This is a genomic window from Streptococcus sp. oral taxon 058 str. F0407 (assembly GCF_000235485.1).
GTDB lineage: Bacteria > Bacillota > Bacilli > Lactobacillales > Streptococcaceae > Streptococcus.
In genome coordinates this window covers 335,278-355,059 of the sequence record NZ_JH378887.1, presented here as the reverse complement: position 1 = coordinate 355,059, position 19,782 = coordinate 335,278, and the positions used below count along the sequence as shown (strand labels likewise).

The following is a 19,782-nucleotide window of genomic DNA, read 5'->3' as shown; positions in this document are numbered from 1 at the left end:
CTACCATCTTACCACATATACATCAGAAAATCCATGTTAGAAAGGACTGCTATGCCAGACAATCTCGCGCTTCGCATGCGCCCCAAAACCATCGACCAGGTCATCGGTCAGAAGCATCTGGTCGGACCTGGAAAAATTATCCGTCGCATGGTGGAAACCAATCGTCTGTCCTCCATGATTCTCTACGGACCTCCAGGAATCGGCAAGACTAGTATCGCCTCTGCCATCGCTGGAACGACCAAGTATGCCTTTCGGACCTTCAATGCCACTGTTGATAGTAAAAAACGCCTCCAAGAAATCGCTGAAGAAGCCAAATTCTCTGGAGGATTAGTCCTGTTACTAGACGAGATTCATCGTCTCGATAAAACCAAGCAAGACTTTCTCCTGCCACTCTTGGAAAGTGGACTGGTCATCATGATTGGGGCTACAACGGAAAATCCCTTCTTTTCTGTCACTCCTGCCATTCGTAGCCGTGTCCAGATTTTTGAACTCGAACCCTTGTCCAATCAAGATGTCAAAGAGGCCATTCAAATCGCTCTCACTAATCCTGAACGAGGATTTGACTTCCCGGTTGAGCTAGATGAGGACGCGCTGGATTTCATCGCAACCTCTACCAATGGAGACTTGCGTTCTGCCTTTAATTCACTAGATTTGGCTGTTCTCTCTACCCCTGAGAATGATAAGGGCATCCGCCATATCACTCTTGATATCATGGAAAATAGCCTACAAAGGAGTTATATTACTATGGACAAGGATGGAGATGGACACTACGATGTCCTCTCCGCCCTGCAAAAATCCATCCGTGGCTCGGATGTGGATGCCAGTCTCCACTACGCTGCCCGCTTGATTGAAGCAGGTGACCTCCCTAGCCTAGCTCGTCGCTTGACTGTTATCGCTTATGAAGATATCGGTTTGGCCAATCCCGAGGCCCAGATTCATACCGTGACTGCTCTAGATGCTGCACAAAGGATTGGTTTTCCAGAAGCTCGCATCCTCATTGCTAATGTTGTGATTGATTTGGCCCTTTCTCCAAAATCTAACTCTGCCTATGTGGCTATGGACAAGGCTCTTGCTGACCTCAAAACATCAGGGCATTTGCCCATTCCACGCCATCTGCGAGATGGTCACTACAACGGAAGCAAGGAACTGGGGAATGCCCAAGACTATCTCTATCCTCATAACTATCCTGAAAATTGGGTCAAGCAAGACTATCTGCCAGAAAAAATCCGTGACCATCACTACTTTTCTCCAGAAGATAGTGGAAAATACGAACGGGCCCTGGCTCAACGCAAGGAAACCATTGATAAATTACGAAATTTGTGAAATCCTTTTCAAAAATTTTAATTTTCCCTTGATTTTTTTTGAAAAAGTGGTATTATATAAACATAGAAACGCTGTGGTGTACGACTTCACATTTAAGTGTTGACCGACTATTTTTTGTATTATTAGGGAAACAAAAGTCTTCTAACAGCATGTAGGCCGTCTCACACGGAAACAGCTTCAGTTAGAGCGAGTTGCCCACCTGCTTAATTGCGCGGGTTCAATACAAACCGTGAAGTTTCGGCACCAATACAGCTTTTTATTTGCCTCCTTAGCTCAGTTGGTAGAGCAGTAGACTCTTAATCTATGGGTCGCAGGTTCGAGCCCTGCAGGGGGCATCTAAATCAACAGGAAAAAGCCTTGGTTATCAAGGCTTTTTTTTGTAGTCTTAGCACTACGATAGAAAAAACGACCCTTCTGAATGAACTGCACCCCAAAACTTAAACACAAAAACTCACTTTTTGAGGGCAATACAATATAAAAACCTTAGACGATGGCACTCACGTCTAAGGTTTTTCTGATTACGATTGTTGATCTTGATACCAACTCCCCCAATCCCACATTGAATCTAGGATTGGCTTTAAGGAACGACCCAATTCAGTCAGAGAGTATTCAACACGAGGAGGTACCTCTGCGTAGACCTTTCGGTCAACAATAGACTTATTTTCTAGGTCTCGCAAGCTAGCTGTTAAAACTTTTTGACTGATGAGACCAATTGATCGTTTTAATTCTCCAAAGCGCTTCGTTCCCTCCATTAAATCACGCAGGATAAGAATATTCCATTTGCTACTAATAAGAAGCAAGGTTGTTTCTATTGGGCAAGCTGGTAAATCTTTTGGTAGTTTTTTACTAGTCATATCTTCTCCTATTTTTTAAAATATCGTTGAACTTTCTTTGAAAACAAGCAATAGTAACTTTTTGGTTACTAGGGCACTTTAAGGTGCATACTTTTCAAAAGTAACTATCGATGATATTATATATCCATAGCTTGAAAAAAGCAAGAAAAATTAAAGGAGATCATTTATATGACAATGACAAGCAGAAAATTTGATAAAGTTACTACCCATACCTATACCGCGCCAGAAGACGGCGCTCTGGTCAACACACATATTATTGAAACAGAAAATCATTTAATCGTAGTTGATACTCAAATGCTCTTACCATACGCTAAGGAAGTGAAAGCCTTTATCGATCGTTTGAACAAGCCGATTGCAAAAGTCATCATCTCACACAGTCACCCTGACCACTGGTTTGGTACCTCTGTATTTGAAGGTGAAAAAATCTACGCTATCAAAGAAGTGGTAAGTGAGCTAGATGAAATCGGTGCAGAATCAATTGAGCGTAACAGACAAGCCTTGGGTGATTTAGTCCCAACTCAAGAAGAAGCTGTTCTTCCAAACTTAATTTTAGATGAGGGAGATTTTGAGGTTGATGGTGTAACCATCCGTGTTGCAAAAGTAGCAGATACTGAAAGTAGCTTCATCACGACTTTAGAATTGGTAGACCAGGGAGTCATTATCACGCAGGATATTGTTTACAACGGCGTTCATCTCTTTGTTGCTCAACAAGAGTTAGAAAATTGGAAGGAAGTTTTAGCCAACTTAAATGGCCGTGACTGGAATCTCATATTACCAGGTCATGGTTTACCAACAAATAAGGACGTTTTTATACACATGACAGATTACCTAAACTTAGCGCAGGAAACCTTAGGCAAAGTAGAGACCTTCAGTCAATATAAAAAGGCTATGATGACTAGTTTCCCAGATTATATGGGAGAGGTACTGATTGATTTAAATGAACCATTCCTTGGTTTGAAATAGTAGAAAAAAACAAGCTTTATTAAAAGCTTGTTGGGAAAGCTGGCTATGCCAGCTTTTTTTGTTGTCTACATATTTTTCTACGCTTTCACAAGCAGTGATACCGCCTTAACATGTTGAGAAGATCGAGCTGCCAAGATTTCTAGGCGTTCTGCGATGGAAACTTGTGTCCAAGCTTGTGGGTCTAAATGGTTAAATGCTTCTTGAGCTGTAAGTGTCATAATCTATTCCTCTTTTCTTTTTATTTAGTAGGCCTCGTTGGACCTTATGCTTGTATTATATTCTTCTTTTTTCCAAGATTGAATGACAGTATCTGCCATTTGTTTGACAGTTTACGCCATATTATGACAAACTCCTAATCTCCTTCTCTTTCATTGCTATTTTCTGTTATAATAAATTGTACATCTTAACTAAAAGGAACCTAATATGACAAACCTTATCAAACACAAACGGGTAGAATTTTCAGAGCTATTTTATGACCTGGTTCTGGTCTTTGCCATTTCAAAAACAACTGCCCTCATTCACCATCTACATAACGGCATTTTGACTTGGAATTCTCTCTTTGATTTTTTCATGTCTCTTTTAGTCCTTGTCAATTCCTGGATGATTCAGACCGTTTATACCAATCGCTATGGGAAGAATTCCTTATTTAACATGGTGATTATGTTTATCAATATGGGTCTCCTGCTCTTCATTTCAAATATGATTGGCCATGATTGGCAGCTCTATTTCCACTCTTTTTGCTGGGCCGTTGGTACCCTCACCCTCACCCTCTTCTTTCAATACCTGGTGGAGTATCATCGAAAACCGACGGATCCCTCAAATCAAACGAGTTTCAAGTCTACTCGCTGGTTGCTTTGGATGACAGGGCTTCGCACTTTGGGCGTCTACCTAGCAGCTCTCCTTCCTATCAACGTAGGTATCTATATCTTCATCCTCAGTATCCTCCTTACCTTCATTATGCCCATTACCATGACTCGTAAGTCCAAGCATTTTCAAGTCAATCTCCCCCATTTAATTGAACGTATCTCTCTTCTAGTCATTATTACTTTTGGGGAGATGATTATGGGGCTAGCTAACTTCTTTACGATCGAGAATTTCTCGATTTATTCCCTTCTTTATTTCATGATCATGCTTTCTCTATTCTTGTTTTATTTTGGTCAATTCGACCATGCCATTGATGAAGCATCTGATCAAAAGGGAATTTTTCTGATTTATAGTCACTATCCTATTTTCATTGGACTCATTATGATAACTGTTTCCATGAGTTTTCTCCTTAGTCCTGAAGCCAATCATCTCTTTGTAACTAGCTTCTTTTATATCGGACTTGGCCTCTTCCAAGCAGCTGTCCTAGCAAATGGCCCCTATAACAAACACTATCTTCGCTATTCGAAAGGTTTCTACTTTGTCCAGGCTGCACTCTATCTGACCGCCTTAACTCTCTCTTTAATTTGTGCTTCTAATCCTATGATAGTAGTGACTATTGCAACCATTTTGACCCTAGCTATAGAAATTCATTTTATTCATTTCTACATGATCCAGACTAGAAAACATTCCACACCTGACTGGGATTTGTTTTAATGAGTTTATAACACAAAAAAAGCTTTGTGAACCAAGGCTTTTTTACTTTCTACCTACCCTTTTTCATGATGTATTTTCGTATAGGTTCTTCAACCATTTGAACGATTTCAAATCCTTCTTTTTGATAGAGGTGCTTAGCTCTTTGATTTGCCTCGTAGACATTTAGAGAGACAGTATCTATGTCTCCATTTTCAAAGGCCAAACTAACAAATTTCCTTAAAGCCTGGCTACCTAAGCCTTGCCCTTGTTTCTGGGGGTTGATAAAAAATCTCCCGATATGAAGATTTCTGTCTTCTAGCCTGATTTTCTGGATAAGCCCCACAAACTCTTGTCCATCAAAGATTGAAAAGATTCCTTCCAAATCTTGCAAGACTTGAATTGTCAAGGGAAAAGGAATCATTGTTCCCATCCATTGTTCTTGAAAGGATTTGCCGAGGGAGTTGGACCATTGGCATACGAATTGAGCGTTTTCTGTACTCACATTTTCTTCAAAACGAATTGTCATCTTTTTTCCTCACCATCTTATCTATGTTTCTCCATTATACCACTTCTCCTATTTTTTCCGAATAGATAAGTATGATTGATTTTTATTTTTTTCTTGTCGGGAGCATTCTCGCTTCCTTTCTAGGTTTGGTCATTGACCGTTTCCCTGAGCAATCCATTATCAGCCCAGCTAGTCACTGCGATTCCTGTCAGACTCGCTTGCGTCCGTTAGATTTGATTCCGATCCTCTCGCAGGTTTTTAATCGCTTTCGCTGTCGCTACTGCAAGGCGCGTTATCCAGTCTGGTATGCCCTCTTTGAACTAGCCTTAGGGCTCATCTTTCTGGTTTACTCTTGGGAATTGCTTTCCTTGGGGCAAGTCATCCTACTCACTGCTGGCTTGACCTTGGGCATCTATGACTTTCGCCATCAGGAATATCCTTTACTGGTCTGGCTGACTTTCTATCTACTCCTCATGGCTTTCTGTGGTTGGAATCTGATTATGGTCTTCTTCCTTGTCCTTGGAATTTTTGCTCATTTTATCGATATCCGTATAGGAGCAGGTGATTTCCTCTTTCTATCATCTTGTGCACTCGTCTTTAGTGTGACAGAGTTGCTAATCTTGATTCAGTTTGCTTCTGCGACGGGGATTCTAGCCTTTCTCCTACAAAAGAAAAAGGAAAGACTTCCCTTTGTGCCTTTCCTCTTGCTCGCTGCTTGTATGATTATTTTTGGTAAGCTAGTGCTTGTTTGATAAAGTCCTGAATCGGCTCTCCTTTGTGGAGGGCTTTTACAATTTTCGAACCAACGATAACACCATCTGACACTGCATTAAAACGTTCTACATCGGCTTGACTAGATACGCCAAATCCTGTCAATACTGGGATATCGGCTACTTGATGCAGTTGAGCCAAGTGCTTGTCCAAGTCTGCGCGGTAATTTCCTGATTTTCCTGTCACTCCATTGATAGCAACCGCATAGACAAATCCTTCTGCCCCTTTAATCAATTCTTTCTGACGCTCAATCCCTGTCGTCAAACTAACTAGGGGAATCAAAGCAATGTCTGTATCTGCCAAAAATGGCTCTATAAAATTGGCATGCTCATGGGGCAGGTCTGGGATAATCAATCCCTTAACCGCTGTATCTGCCAAATCTTTGATAAATTTCTCCACACCGTACTGAAAGAGGGGGTTGAAGTAGGTCATGATAACAAGTGGCACCTCTGTTTCAATGGTTTTCAAGGTTTCAACCAAAGCCTGGGTAGAAGTTCCGTGGGCTAGACTGCGCAAACCAGCTTCTTCGATAACAGGCCCATCTGCAACAGGGTCTGAAAAGGGAATGCCCACTTCAATGGCAGAGACACCCAAATCTTCTAAAAAGTGGATTGTTTCACCTAGTCCATCCAAACCTTTTTCGTGGTCTCCAGCCATGATATAGGGAACGAAAATTCCTTTTCCAGCTGCTTTGATAGCATTCAATTTTTCTGTTAAAGTCTTAGGCATGCGCTTCTCCCTTCTTTGCTGCGTCTGCTTCCAAGCGATCTTTGACTTGAACCACATCCTTGTCCCCACGACCTGATAGACAGACTATCATGGATTTGTCTGGACCGAGTTCTTTGGCCAATTTCACCGCAAAAGCAATAGCGTGGCTAGATTCCAAGGCTGGGATAATCCCTTCCACACGAGACAAGAGTTGGAATCCTTCCAAGGCTTCTTCGTCTGTCACAGGAACATAGCTGGCACGTTTGATATCATGGTAGTGAGAATGTTCTGGACCGATACCAGGATAGTCTAAACCTGCTGAGATAGAGAAGGCTTCAAGAATTTGACCATGAGCATCTTGGAGGATATCCATGAGGGAACCGTGAAGGACCCCTGGACGACCCTTGGTAAGGGTAGCTGCATGGTGCTCCGTATCCACACCAAGCCCTGCTGCCTCAGCCCCATACATAGCTACAGACTCATCTTCTACAAATGGATGGAAGAGCCCGATAGCATTTGAACCACCACCAACACAGGCTACTAGGGCATCTGGCAGATCTTGACCTGTCAAGTCACGGTACTGTTGCTTAGCTTCTCGTCCAATGACACTTTGGAAGTCACGAACGATTTCTGGGAAAGGATGAGGCCCCAAGGCAGAACCAAGGATATAGTGGGTATCATCGATGTTTGCCACCCATGAACGAAGGGCTGCATTGACCGCATCCTTGAGCACACGCGAACCATCTGTCACTGCCTCAACCTTAGCTCCCAAAAGCTCCATACGGAAAACATTAAGGGCTTGGCGTTTAACATCTTCCTCACCCATATAGATAGTACATTCCATGTTAAAGAGGGCTGCAGCTGTTGCAGTTGCCACACCATGCTGACCAGCACCCGTCTCAGCGATAATTTTCTTTTTACCCATGCGTTTAGCCAGAAGAACTTGTCCCAAGGCATTGTTAATCTTGTGGGCCCCTGTATGGTTGAGATCTTCCCGTTTGAGGTAAATCTTGGCTCCACCGATATGCTGGGTCAAGTTTTTTGCGTAGTAAAGGGGAGTTTCACGTCCTACATACTGGCGCAAGAGTTGGTTTAATTCTTCTTGGAAACTCGGGTCTGACTGACTTTCACGGTAAGCCTTCTCCAACTCCAAAACTGCTGTCATCAATGTTTCTGGGACAAAACGTCCGCCGAATTTTCCGTAAAATCCATCTTTATTTGGTTCCTGATATGCCATGCTTTACCCTCTCTATAAATCTTCTAATCTTTTCATGATCTTTTTGTCCATCTGTCTCCACTCCGCTTGATACATCGACTGCATAGGGAGTAAAGTGTTGAATAGCTTTTACTACATTATCTTCATTAAGCCCACCTGCGATAAAGAAGGGCTGAGCTAGTCCTGTCGTATCCAGTTGACCCCAGTCAAAGGTCTGGCCACTCCCAGCAACAGGGGCATCAAAGAGTAAATAATCTGCCTGAGAATTGGGTACATGCCCCTCTCCATCCACTTGCACAGCCTGAATGCTGGCACAAGGTAAATCCTCAAACAAATCATCTGCCACCTGACCGTGAACTTGAACCAAGTCCAAGCCAACCTTTTCAATCGCTTCTAGCAGTTCTGCCCGACTTGGTGAAACAAATACACCAACCTTTTTAACGTTGACAGGAATGAGCTTTGCCAGCTCAGCAGCCTGTTCCAAGGTCGCCTGCCTTTTACTAGGTGCGAAGACAAAACCGATGTAATCCGCCCCTGCTGATACAGCTGTCTCTACCGCTTCTTTGGTCGATAGTCCACAAATCTTAACCTTTGTCAATCTGCAACTCCTTGATTCTTTGAGCCACATCCTCTGCCTGCATAAGAGCTGTCCCTACCAAAATTCCGTTAAAGTACGGTGCAACGCGTTCCGCATCCTGTCCTGTGAAAATAGCAGATTCAGAAATGTAATAGCGATCTTCCTTAAAGTGCTGGGCCAAGTCTACACTGGTTTGTAAGTCGACCTCAAAGGTCGTCAAGTTGCGGTTATTAACCCCAATAATCTCAGCACCAAGCCTGTGGGCCACTTCTAGTTCAGCTAGATTGTGAGTTTCTACCAAGACTTCCAGACCAAGCTCTGTCGCATAGTCATAAAGTTCCTTGAGACGTTCTTCTGACAAGGCCGCGACGATGAGCAAGATAACTGTCGTACCTGCATTACGAGCGCGGATGATTTGCTTTTCGTCGATGATAAAGTCCTTGTTGAGCGTTGGAATGTTTACCTGACTAGAAATCTCACGCAAATAATCCAAATGCCCTTTAAAGAAAACTTCATCTGTCAAAACCGAAATCATCACTGCGCCGTTTGCTTCATAAGTCTGGGCCTGTTGCACAATATCCACATCGAGATTGATATCTCCCAGACTAGGGCTAGCCTTCTTGACTTCAGCGATTACCTGTAAACGGTCTTGATGTTGTTTTAAATAGTCAGCTAAGCGATAGGTCTGGCGCAAGGGTCTGATTTCCTCCAGCTCCATTTGCTCGACTTCACGCGCCTTCTGCTCTAAGATTCGTGATAAAAATTCCTGACTCATTTTTGGTACTCCTGTAACAGTCTGAGTTTTTCAAGGGCCTTGCCACTAGCAATCACTTGACGGGCCAAGGCAACTCCTTCCTTGATACTATCAACCTTACCATTGGCATAGAAACCAAGACCAGCATTTAAAACTGTCGTTTCCAAGAATGGACTTGGTTCGTTTTGAAGAACGCTGAGCAAAATTTCTGCATTTTCCTGAGCATTGCCTCCACGAATATCTTCGATAGCGTAGCGTTCCATCCCCAAATCCTCTGGAGTAAAGCTTGATAAGGTAATTTCGCTATTTTCAAGAAGAGCAATCTTGGTTGTTCCGTTCAAGCCAGCTTCATCCAGCCCTTCTGGTCCAGCAACCACGATGGCACGTTTGCGACCCATATTTTTCAAAACCTGAGCGGTACTTTCTAGTAGTTCTGGACGACTAATTCCAAGAAGCTGTGTTTCCAAGGCCATTGGGTGAATCAGTGGACCAGTCAAGTTCATGATTGTTGGAATTCCCAACTCCAAACGAGCGGGCATGATGTATTTCATAGCTGGGTGCATATTTTTAGCAAAGAGAAAGACGATGCCAGTTTTATCAAAAACCTTACCTAGTTCAGCTGGTTTGAGGTCAAGATTGATGCCCAATGCTTGAAGGACATCTGCCGAACCCGATTTAGAAGAAATCGAACGGTTACCGTGCTTGGCCATATGAATGCCGCCGCCAGCTAATACAAAGGCTGCAGTTGTGGAGATGTTAAAGCTGAAGGACTTGTCTCCACCTGTACCACAGTTGTCCATAGCATCATGGATTTCAGTTGGAATGTGTTGGGCATGGCCTCTCATGACTTGTGCAATGGCTGTGCGTTCTTCCGGTGTTTCCCCCTTCATCTTAAGGGCCAAGAGAAGAGAAGCAATCTGCGCTTCGGTTACACGTCCAGTAACGATACGTTCAATGACATCCGTCATTTCCACACCTGATAAATTTTCAAATTTTGCTAGTTTTTCAATAATCTCTTTCATCCTAGTTTCCTCACTTTACAACCTTCTCGATAAAATTCCGAATAGAAGACAAGCCGTCTGGCGTTCCGATACTCTCTGGATGGTACTGGAAGCCATAAATCGGTAGGTTTTTGTGTTGAATTCCCATAATGGCTTGGTCATCAGTCGAACGAGCTGTCACTTCAAAGTCTTCTGGCATCTCTTCAATCAAGATACTATGGTAACGCATGACCGGACGGCCATCCTCAATGCCTTGATACAAAACAGATGGCGCTTCAAAGCTGATATTGCTCTGTTTCCCATGCATGACTTTGGGAGCCAAACCTAGTTTACCGCCAAAGGCTTCAGCGATGGCTTGGTGACCCAAACAAATCCCAAGAATTGGCTTCTTGCCAGCAAAGTCACGAATCATGTCTTCCATCTTACCAGCATCAACTGGCCAACCGGGACCAGGAGAAAAGACCAGACCATCTGCTTTTTCAGCTTCTTCATACAGCTTGGGATCATCATTTCTCAAGACCTGCACTTCTGCAAAATTCCCAATGTACTGGGCCAAGTTATAGGTAAAAGAATCATAGTTGTCAATCAATAAAATCATGGTCTTAGTTCTCCAATTCTAGTCATAGATTTTGCTTTGTTAATGGTTTCTTGGTATTCGTTTTGGGCGATAGAGTCGTAGACAATCCCTGCCCCAGCCTGCACATAGGCTGTTTGATTTTTGAGAATCATGGTTCGGATGGCAATGGCGAAGTCCATATCACCTGTCGCAGACAAGTAACCGATCGCCCCTGCGTATACACCCCGTTTTTCTGTTTCCAGTTCATAGATCCGTCTCATCGCTCGAATCTTTGGTGCTCCAGAAACTGTTCCAGCAGGAAGTGTTGATTTCAAGGCATCCATGGCAGTGAGTTCTGGAAGCAAACGCCCCTTGACCACGCTGGTCAAATGCATGACGTAGCGGAAGAGCTCCACTTCCATATACTTGGTAACTTGAACGCTTGCCGTTTCAGAGATACGCCCAATATCATTGCGTCCCAAGTCTACTAACATTCGATGCTCTGCTGTTTCCTTCTCATCCGAAAGCAGGTCTGTCGCCAAAGCCTTATCCTCTTCATCCGTAGCCCCTCTTGGTCGCGTACCCGCAATCGGATTGGTTGTCACGATACCATTTTTGACAGAAACCAAACTTTCAGGACTGGCACCGATGATTTGATAATCACCAAAGTCATAGAAATAAAGGTAATTAGATGGATTGGTCACGCGGAGATTTCTGTAGAAATCAAAAGGATTTCCAGTAACCTCTGCTGAGAAGCGCTGACTGAGCACGCACTGGAACATATCACCATTACGAATCAAGTCGCGAGCGGTTTCTACCATTTGCTCAAACTTCCGAGGAGCGATATGGGGTTTGAAGTCCAGCGGAGATAGATCCAAGTCTTCAAATTCATTTGGAGCAGGAATGCGTAATTCCTCAAGCACTTGGTTCAAGGCTTCTTCCAAATCTTCTGGACTGCGCTCGCTATAGAGAGCATCCTCGATGAGATGGATTTTTTCCTTCTTGTGGTCAAAGACCATGTAACTCTCATAGACAAAGAAATGCATGTCTGGCGTCCCAATGGTATCCTCAGGGATTTGACCGATTTCCTCATAGAGCGAAATCATATCGTAACCGACAAAACCAATGGCTCCCCCACCAAAAGGGAGGTCTGAATGGTGCTGGCTCTTATGAGTCACTTCATAAAGGAAATCCAAGGGATCTCGATCAATCACTTGACCATTTTGATAAAGAACTCCATTTTCAAACTGAATCTCAAAAACTGGATTATAGGCTAAGATAGAGAAACGAGCTATTTCCTTGTCTCTCGGAATACTCTCTAAGATAACCTTGTGTTGCCCCTTTAGGCGCATATAAGCCAAGATTGGCGATAAGACATCTCCATGAATGATTCGTTCCATTGTAATTTCCCTTTCAGTTCTAATTCTAGTCCGTGGCGATTGTATGAAAAATCCCCACGCAAAATAACTTGCGTGAGGACGAAATTCGCGGTGCCACCTCAATTATAGGATTTCTCCTATCTCTCATTCCTGTCTCAGAACTTTCCTATAACAGGCTGTGCGATAAAGGGCACTCCCTTGAGAATTATGTTTTCTTCTCTTGTTTCAGATGGACCCAACCTTACAGCTTTCTCTGCTTGTTTCCAGCAACCACAAGCTCTCTGTGAGAGAAGAGACTGTAATTTTTCCATCTTTTATTTTTTAGCTTCTAGGTAGTCTGCAATCGCAGCTACATCCTTGTCTCCGCGACCAGAGACATTGATGATGATAATCTCATCTTTACTTAGTTTCGGTGCACGTTTAACTGCTTCTGCGATAGCGTGTGAGCTTTCAATCGCTGGGATAATTCCTTCAGTCTTGCTGAGAAGGAGCAGGGCTTGAACAGCTTCTTCATCCGTCGCTGCTACATATTCCACGCGACCTGAGTCTTTAAAGTAGGCGTGTTCTGGGCCAACACCTGGATAGTCCAAACCAGCTGAGATAGAGTAAACCGGAGCCAGCTCTCCATCTTCCTTAAAGACTGCATAGGTCTTCATTCCGTCAACAATTCCGACACTACCTTTTGTCATAGTAGCCGCGTGCTTGTCTGTATCAAGTCCATGCCCAGCAGCTTCGACCCCAACTAATTTGACTTCTTCATCAGCCACATACTGTGAAAAAGCACCAATGGCATTGGAACCACCACCTACACAAGCAATAACGTAGTCTGGCAAGCGACCTTCTTTTTCCAAAATTTGACGACGAGATTCTTCACTGATGACCTTTTGGAACTCGTGGACAATGGTTGGATATGGATGAGGTCCCACAGCAGATCCTAAAACATAGAAGGCTTCAAGGTCATTCATCCATGCTCCAAAGGCTGCATCAACCGCATCCTTAAGAGTTCTCGTTCCCGTTTCAACTGCGTGAACAGTTGCTCCCATCATCTCCATACGGAAAACATTGAGACGTTGACGTTCCACATCTTCTGCCCCCATGTAGACATCACAAGCCATACCAAACTTAGCTGCAGCAGCTGCAGTCGCAACACCGTGCTGACCAGCACCTGTTTCTGCGATAACTCGTTTTTTACCCATACGTTTTGCCAGAAGAATTTGCCCTAAAACGTTGTTGAGCTTGTGAGAACCAAGGTGGTTAAGGTCTTCACGTTTAAGATAAATCTTAGCGCCACCTAAGTGTTCTGTCAAGCTTTCCGCAAAATAAAGCGGTGTTTCGCGACCTGAATAATCCTTCAAGTAATGGCGAAATTCTGCCAAAAATTCTGGATCATCCTTGTACTTGTCAAATGTCACTTCCAACTCATCCAACAAAGCCTGAATCGGCTCTGGCACAAAACTACCACCAAATTGTCCAAAATAACCTTTAGTTGTCATAAAATTTTTCCTCTTTCCATATTAATCCGGCTTTTTGTTTGCTTTTAGTAATAGGCAAGGAGCTACAGATAGAACTCAATACTCTTCGAAAATCCAATTCAAACCACGTCAACGTCGCCTTGCCGTACTCAAGTACAGCCTGCGACTAGTTTCCTAGTTTGCTCTTTGATTTTCATTGAGTATAAGTTCATCAAAGCGACTTAACGTCCTAATAAAAGAAAAACAAAATGACCGAAAGAAAAAAGCCCACACACGGAATTCACTTCCATGTGAGGGCGCTGGTAACGCGGTGCCACCTCAATTATAAAGGGACTATTCCCCTTTACATCTCTGCCTTGTCTAACAACAAGTTGCACTGTAAGGTGTGCGCACCGAATTTTCATTGTTTCAAATTCATTATTAAAATCAGCCCACTTTCACTACTTCCAACCACCTGTTCACAATCACCACAGGCTCCCTGAAGATCAAATATAGTTACTTTTCTGATTTGTTGAGAATATTATATGCTATTGTCCGCTTTTTGTCAAGATTTTTTATTATTTTTTTCCAGAACCGAGGATTTCTTCGGAAATTCTCACCAAAGTCTTAACGATATAGTCTACTTCTTCATCGCTTAATTTCGTGTGAAGAGGGAGCGTAATTTCGTTTTCAAAGAAGGCATAGGCTCTTGGATAATCTGCCATATCAAAACCAAGATTCTTATAAGCTGTCAAAAGAGGAAGTGGTTTGTAGTGAACATTGCTTGCAATTCCTGCTTTAGCCAATTCTTGGATGATGAGATTGCGTTCTTCTAGGCTAGCACCTTCAACATGTGTGATGTAGAGGTGGCGACTTGATTCGACAGTATCAGTCTTGTGTGCCAATGGATGAATGCGAGAACCTGCAAATCCACGATCATAACGGTCTACGATTTCCTTACGACGGGCAAGCAAACTTGGGTAACGATCCAATTGTATCAAACCAAGGGAAGCCATGATATCCGTCATGTTGCACTTGTAGGCAGGGGTTACGATATCGTATTCCCATGATCCCAGTTGCATCTTGGCAAGAGCATCCTTGGTTTGACCATGAAGGGAAAGGATTTGGAATTCCTTGTACATTTCTTCATCGTCAATCGCTGGATTGGCTTTCCAAGTCGCACTTCCTCCCTCAGCTGTTGTAAAGTTCTTAACAGCATGGAATGAGAAGGAAGTAAAGTCAGCAATAGAACCAGCTGGTTGCCCTTTGTAAGTAGATCCCAAAGCATGGGCACTATCAGAGACAATCACGATACGGTTAAAGGCTTTTTGCCACTTGCTAGCAGCTGTAAAGAGATCACGTTTTTTCTCCACGACTTGGAACAAACGGTCATAGTCGCAAACAATCCCTGCAAGCTCAACCGGAATAATCACCTTAGTCTTTTCAGTGATGGCTTGCTCAAGAAGGTCATAGTCCATCTCAAAAGTATCTGCTTGGATATCCACCATGACAGGGGTTGCTCCTACGTGAGTGATGACACTACATGAAGCTGTATAGGTCATGGCTGGAACGATGACTTCATCACCTGGTCCCACTTCCAAAACACGTAAAATCAACTCAAGAGCCGCAGTCGCAGAGTTGAGGCAGACAGTCTTAGGGGTCTGTGTGTATTGGGACAAGCGACGCTCTAGTTCTTTTGTCTTCGGACCTGTTGTGATCCAACCAGAACGAAGGGTATCCGCTACTTCAGCAATTTCAGCTTCGGTAATATCGGGTGGTGAAAATGGAATATTGTAATTTGGCATTGATTTGCTCCTTTTGTCTGTACTCATTTTCTCATGACTACTTTATTTTAGTACCTCAAACACGGTTTGAAACATGATTTTGATGTCTCCAAGGAAACTAAACTCTCGGAGATAGGCGAGGTTATAGCGCATCTTCTCAGGAAGGACATGTTCGACATAGGCCTGATCAACCGTTAGACCTTTCTCCGTCATTTGACTGATGATGGTGTCCTCATCCTTGTAGTTGATGCTAGCTGGAGAGGTAATTCCTGCTGGCAAGAGCAAGGTCGCCATCATTTCAGGGCTATACTGCTCCGTGTAGCGTGGCACCTCAGGTCGTGTCCCAACAAAGGACATCTCGCCTTTAAGGACATTGACCAGCTGAGGTAGTTCGTCCAAACGCACACGGCGGATGAAATTTCCCACTTTGGTAATGCGGCTATCGTTAGCAGAAGTCACTAGACTTCCTTTTTTATCCGCATCCGTTACCATAGTACGGAACTTCCAAATCTTGAACGGACGATTGTACTGGGTCACGCGCTCTTGCTTGTAAATGACAGGTCCCTTGCTATCCAACTTGATCCAAATGCTCAAGATAAGAAAGACGGGAGAAGTCAAAAGTAGCAAAAACAAGGCTAGAACCCAATCCAGGCAACGCTTGAAAATCAGCGAACCCTTCCTTTTAGAGACAAGCTGGTAGTAAGACTCAACCTCGCTTGATTGCATTTCCACGGGCAAGTCTTCCCATTTCAGCATGCTGTTTCTCCTTTGTTTTCATTATACTATTTGTCAACATTTTTCATTATACCACAAAATGGAAAAGGCGGTGCAAGAAAGCTGTAATTTGGAGGAATTCTTATTAGGACATGGCTCCAGCCTGCAAGCTATACATCTTGTGATAGGTTCCTCCCAGGGCCAAGAGTTCCTCATGGGTTCCACTCTCGATGATGCGCCCCTTATCCAAAACGTAGATGCAGTTGGCGTCTTGGATGGTCGAAAGGCGGTGGGCGATAGCAATGGTCGTCCGTCCCTGCCTCATCTTAGCTAGGGAATCCTGAACCAAACTTTCTGTTTCAGAGTCAATATTGGCTGTCGCTTCATCCAAAATCAGGATTTTAGGCTGACTGGCGACTGTTCTAGCAAAGGCAAGAAGCTGGCGCTGACCAGTAGAAAAGCTCGAACCACGCTCAGACACAGGTGCATCATAACCCTGCGGAAGCTCCTGAATAAAGGAATCTGCATCGACAAAGGCAGCCGCAGCCTGGACCTCTTCATCACTGAGGTCTTGGTACATGGCGATATTGGACTTGATAGTCCCGTGATAGAGGAAGGGATCCTGCAAGACCAGACCGATGTTCTTTCTCAGCTCTTCCTGACTGTAGTCCCTAATATCCACACCATCCAAGAGAACGCGGCCTGACTGAAATTCATAAAAGCGCATGAGGACATTGATAATCGAAGATTTCCCCGAACCTGTATGACCTACAAAGGCAATAGTTTCCCCCTTCTTAACTGAAAAGGAAATATCATCCAGGATTTGGTGTTTACCATCATATGAGAAACATACATGTTCAAAACGGATATTGCCTTCTTGAACTTTGGCTTGCCCATCGTTTTGAAGAGGCTCATAGGTCCTCTCGTCGATCAGAGCAAAGACACGGCCTGCAGAAACCATAGACGTTTGAAGGGTTGAAAAGTTTTGCGTCACCTCAATCAGGGGATCAAAAAGACGGTTGATGTACTGGATAAAGGCATACATGGTTCCGGCTGTTATCCCGATAGAAAGACCACGGTAACCAAAGTAAGCCATCAAAACGGCATATCCTAGCAGTTTCAGCAAACTCATGGCAGGTCTCAAAAAGAGGGCATCCAAGGCTACAGAACGGTTGGCATAGACCAAGTGTTCTTGGTTGATTTCATCAAATTCTGCTTGCAGGCGCTTCTCTTGATTAAAGGCCTGGATAATCCTGATTCCTTCGATGTTTTCTGCTAGCTTACTATTGATATCTGACAAGAGACTTCTGGTTTTTTCGATGATTTTCACTGACTTTTTCCGATAGAGATTAACCAACAGGAAAATCAAGGGAAGAAAGAGCAAGACTAAAACTGTCAAACGAAAATCCAGCACCAACATGGTATACAGAGTTGTCAGAAAGATGAAAACTGCTGAGATAAAGCTGGATAAAATTCCCGAAAACATGTCACTGATGGTCTCGGTATCATTGGTCAAACGCGAGACGATGGAACCTGCTGGCGTCTTGTCAAAATAAGACATGCCGAGTTTCTCCATATTGGCAAAGGCATCGCGACGAATATCTCTGACAATACTGTAGGACACCCGCGCAAAGAGAAGATTGCCGACATACTGAACCAGAGTTTGCAGGATATAAAGACCATAGTAGGCTAATAAAACTGTAATAGCAAACTGATTGAGATTGCTGAGGTACTGGTCGATAAAGTGGGAAGCCACGAGGGGAATGACACTTTTAATGACCGTCGTCGCGAGGAGAAAGCTGAGTGCCAAAAAGGTCAGGAGTCCATAAGGCTTGAGATAGGACATCAAGCGCTTCAATACAGTCCATTGTTCTTGCTTATTCTGCATCTTCTTCTCCTTTCATTTCCAACTGCTGAGACTGGTAGGTTTGGGCATACCAGCCATCTAAAGCTAGCAGGTCTTCGTGCGTACCCCGTTCGATGATTTGGCCATTTTGCAGAACCAAAATCAGATCTGCATGGACAACCGCACTGAGGCGATGAGCTGTGATGATGGTTGTCTTGTCCTTACGCGTCTCCTTGAGATTGTCGATAATCGCATACTCTGTCTTGGCATCCACGGCGGACAAGGAATCATCCAGAATCAAGATATCAGGGTCTAAAATCATAGCCCGACTCATAGCCAGACGTTGCTTTTGACCACCTGATAGACTAACTCCTTTTTCACCAATCAGCGTGTCAAATCCCTGAGGCATGTCTACAATGTCTTTGTAAACTTGGGCTAGCTTAGTCGCTTCCTCGACCGCCGAAAGGGGCAAGTTAGGATTGCCAAAGCGGATATTGTCTAAGATAGAGGTCGCAAAGAGAAACTGGTCCTGAGGGACATAGCCCATGAGACTGCGAAGATCTGTCAGACGATAATCCCGAATATCATGACCGTTTAGGTAAATAGCTCCCTTATCCACATCGTACTCACGCAAGAGAAGTTTAATCAAGGAAGTTTTCCCAGAGCCTGTCTGCCCGACTAAGCCTAGGGTTTGCCCTTTTTCCAGACTAAAGTGAATATCCGTCAGTGTCTCCTCATTTTCAAAGGCAAAACTGTCAATGGCATACTCCAAACGCCCGTTTTCAATACCGTCCAGAGGAAATTCAGGATCTTGTACAGGTGATTCCTGAGATAAAAGATCCTCAATCCGTTGGTAAGAAACCTTTCCTCGCTGAGTGATATTAAAGAGGAAGCCAATGGCCATAAGAGGCCAGACCAGCATATCCAAATAACTGATAAAGGTGACTAGATTGCCAACCGTAATCTGCCCCTCCTGAACCATCAAGGAACCGACCAAAAGGGTTAAAACATAGGATGAACCAACAAATAAGAGAACCATGGGGTCAAAGAGACTATCGTATTTCATGGTTTGGAGATTCTTTTGGAAGGTCAATTCATTTACTGCTTGAAAGGACTCCAGCTCATCTGCCTGATAACCGAAAGACTTGGTCACTTTGATACCTGATACAGACTCCTGTACCTTGTTATTGAGTTCAGAAAAGGCAGCTTGAGATTCGCCAAAGGCCTTGTGGGTCTTTCTCCCTAGACGACTGGTCGCATAAGCCATGAAAGGCAAGGGAAGAATGGCAACCAGAGTCATCTGCCAAGAAATGCTAAAGAGCATGGTCAGCAAAGTCACCAAAGCCGTGATAGAGGCATCTACTGCTGACATGACTCCGCCACCTGCTAAACGGGTTAAGGAGTTGATATCATTGGTGGCGTGTGCCATCAGGTCCCCCGTCCGATAGGTCTGATAAAAGGCTGGCGACATCTTGGTAAAATGCTCAAACAAGCGAGACCGCATAATCTGCCCCAGACGATAGGAAGTTCCAAGGATATACATGCGCCAAACATAGCGCAGATAGTACATCCCAAAGGCTGCCAGTAGTAGATAAAATAGATTAAGAAGCAGGTCTTGCTGGGTTAATTGCCCCGACGTAATGGCATCAATCACCCGTCCCATGACCATGGGGGGAATGAGATTGAGAACAGAGACCAAGACCAAAGCCACAATCCCGACTAGATAACGGCGCTTTTCGAGTTTGAAAAACCACCAGAGTTTTTGAATAATGGACATAAAATCCCTTTCTAGTTACAAATGGAAACCTGAGGCAAGAACCTCA

At 43.8% G+C, this 19,782-nt stretch carries 19 protein-coding genes, 1 tRNA gene and 2 other annotated features; of the genes, 5 read left to right on the top strand and 15 right to left on the bottom strand.

The genetic code is table 11. The features are described from left to right. Positions 1–51 precede the first annotated feature (51 nt). A complete protein-coding gene (locus HMPREF9184_RS03315) occupies positions 52–1,323 on the top strand; it encodes a replication-associated recombination protein A (RefSeq protein ID WP_001113239.1) in 1,272 nt (423 codons plus the stop codon). A gap of 262 nt (positions 1,324–1,585) precedes the next feature. Then, positions 1,586–1,658, top strand: a tRNA-Lys gene (locus HMPREF9184_RS03310). Positions 1,659–1,841: 183 nt separating this feature from the next. Here the strand turns inward: HMPREF9184_RS03310 and HMPREF9184_RS03305 are convergent. Beyond that, positions 1,842–2,177, bottom strand: a complete 336-nt coding sequence (locus HMPREF9184_RS03305) for a winged helix-turn-helix transcriptional regulator (protein ID WP_000202092.1) — start codon at positions 2,175–2,177, stop codon at positions 1,842–1,844. Positions 2,178–2,345: 168 nt separating this feature from the next. Between HMPREF9184_RS03305 and HMPREF9184_RS03300 the strand changes: the two genes are divergently transcribed. Continuing rightward, positions 2,346–3,140: an MBL fold metallo-hydrolase gene (locus HMPREF9184_RS03300; RefSeq protein WP_000178968.1), complete on the top strand. Its 795-nt coding sequence runs from the start codon at positions 2,346–2,348 to the stop codon at positions 3,138–3,140. Between the two features lie 77 nt (positions 3,141–3,217). Here the strand turns inward: HMPREF9184_RS03300 and HMPREF9184_RS09635 are convergent, their stop codons facing one another. Then, positions 3,218–3,358, bottom strand: coding sequence for a hypothetical protein (locus tag HMPREF9184_RS09635; RefSeq protein ID WP_009755170.1), 141 nt, complete (start codon positions 3,356–3,358; stop codon positions 3,218–3,220). Positions 3,359–3,563: 205 nt separating this feature from the next. Here HMPREF9184_RS09635 and HMPREF9184_RS03295 point away from each other — a divergent pair, with 205 nt between their 5' ends. Beyond that, positions 3,564–4,718, top strand: a complete 1,155-nt coding sequence (locus tag HMPREF9184_RS03295; RefSeq protein WP_000182992.1) for a low temperature requirement protein A — start codon at positions 3,564–3,566, stop codon at positions 4,716–4,718. Between the two features lie 49 nt (positions 4,719–4,767). Here HMPREF9184_RS03295 and HMPREF9184_RS03290 read toward each other — a convergent pair whose 3' ends face one another. Beyond that, entirely contained in the window at positions 4,768–5,223 is a 456-nt protein-coding gene (locus HMPREF9184_RS03290) for a GNAT family N-acetyltransferase (protein ID WP_000155445.1), read from the bottom strand. Between the two features lie 71 nt (positions 5,224–5,294). On the opposite strand from HMPREF9184_RS03290, the gene HMPREF9184_RS03285 reads away from it, so the two are divergent. Beyond that, positions 5,295–5,954, top strand: a complete 660-nt coding sequence (locus HMPREF9184_RS03285; RefSeq protein ID WP_000564999.1) for a prepilin peptidase — start codon at positions 5,295–5,297, stop codon at positions 5,952–5,954. Here the strand turns inward: HMPREF9184_RS03285 and trpA are convergent. From trpA to HMPREF9184_RS03220, 12 genes are all read right to left on the bottom strand, one after another. Next, positions 5,926–6,702: a tryptophan synthase subunit alpha gene (gene trpA / locus HMPREF9184_RS03280; RefSeq protein ID WP_001127012.1), complete on the bottom strand. Its 777-nt coding sequence runs from the start codon at positions 6,700–6,702 to the stop codon at positions 5,926–5,928. The genes HMPREF9184_RS03285 and trpA overlap by 29 nt on opposite strands. Continuing rightward, positions 6,695–7,918, bottom strand: coding sequence for a tryptophan synthase subunit beta (trpB, locus tag HMPREF9184_RS03275; protein WP_000331303.1), 1,224 nt, complete (start codon positions 7,916–7,918; stop codon positions 6,695–6,697). The genes trpA and trpB (HMPREF9184_RS03275) overlap by 8 nt, the downstream gene beginning before the upstream one ends. Further along, positions 7,896–8,495 carry a phosphoribosylanthranilate isomerase gene (locus HMPREF9184_RS03270; RefSeq protein ID WP_000169874.1) on the bottom strand — a complete coding sequence of 200 codons (600 nt, stop codon included), beginning with the start codon at positions 8,493–8,495 and terminating at the stop codon, positions 7,896–7,898. Before HMPREF9184_RS03270 ends, trpB (HMPREF9184_RS03275) begins: the two co-directional genes overlap by 23 nt. After that, positions 8,482–9,249, bottom strand: a complete 768-nt coding sequence (trpC, locus tag HMPREF9184_RS03265) for an indole-3-glycerol phosphate synthase TrpC (protein ID WP_000076571.1) — start codon at positions 9,247–9,249, stop codon at positions 8,482–8,484. Before trpC ends, HMPREF9184_RS03270 begins: the two co-directional genes overlap by 14 nt. Continuing rightward, positions 9,246–10,250 (bottom strand): anthranilate phosphoribosyltransferase, encoded by a 1,005-nt coding sequence (gene trpD, locus HMPREF9184_RS03260; protein ID WP_000658693.1) that lies wholly within the window; start codon positions 10,248–10,250, stop codon positions 9,246–9,248. Before trpD ends, trpC begins: the two co-directional genes overlap by 4 nt. A gap of 10 nt (positions 10,251–10,260) precedes the next feature. Beyond that, positions 10,261–10,827 (bottom strand): aminodeoxychorismate/anthranilate synthase component II, encoded by a 567-nt coding sequence (locus HMPREF9184_RS03255; RefSeq protein ID WP_000601893.1) that lies wholly within the window; start codon positions 10,825–10,827, stop codon positions 10,261–10,263. After that, positions 10,824–12,185, bottom strand: a complete 1,362-nt coding sequence (gene trpE, locus HMPREF9184_RS03250) for an anthranilate synthase component I (protein ID WP_000439601.1) — start codon at positions 12,183–12,185, stop codon at positions 10,824–10,826. Before trpE ends, HMPREF9184_RS03255 begins: the two co-directional genes overlap by 4 nt. Before the next feature lie 71 nt (positions 12,186–12,256). Continuing rightward, positions 12,257–12,482, bottom strand: a binding site (T-box leader). Next, positions 12,479–13,657, bottom strand: coding sequence for a tryptophan synthase subunit beta (trpB, locus tag HMPREF9184_RS03240; protein ID WP_000208449.1), 1,179 nt, complete (start codon positions 13,655–13,657; stop codon positions 12,479–12,481). It overlaps the preceding feature by 4 nt. Before the next feature lie 268 nt (positions 13,658–13,925). Continuing rightward, positions 13,926–14,151: a binding site (T-box leader), on the bottom strand. Between the two features lie 42 nt (positions 14,152–14,193). Beyond that, positions 14,194–15,420, bottom strand: a complete 1,227-nt coding sequence (locus HMPREF9184_RS03235) for a DegT/DnrJ/EryC1/StrS family aminotransferase (protein ID WP_001134518.1) — start codon at positions 15,418–15,420, stop codon at positions 14,194–14,196. A gap of 42 nt (positions 15,421–15,462) precedes the next feature. After that, positions 15,463–16,155: a sugar transferase gene (locus HMPREF9184_RS03230; protein WP_000922222.1), complete on the bottom strand. Its 693-nt coding sequence runs from the start codon at positions 16,153–16,155 to the stop codon at positions 15,463–15,465. A 103-nt stretch (positions 16,156–16,258) separates the two neighbouring features. Then, a complete protein-coding gene (locus HMPREF9184_RS03225; protein WP_001180163.1) occupies positions 16,259–18,001 on the bottom strand; it encodes an ABC transporter ATP-binding protein in 1,743 nt (580 codons plus the stop codon). After that, positions 17,991–19,736 (bottom strand): ABC transporter ATP-binding protein, encoded by a 1,746-nt coding sequence (locus HMPREF9184_RS03220; RefSeq protein WP_000022599.1) that lies wholly within the window; start codon positions 19,734–19,736, stop codon positions 17,991–17,993. The genes HMPREF9184_RS03225 and HMPREF9184_RS03220 overlap by 11 nt, the downstream gene beginning before the upstream one ends. Between the last annotated feature and the right edge of the window lie 46 nt (positions 19,737–19,782).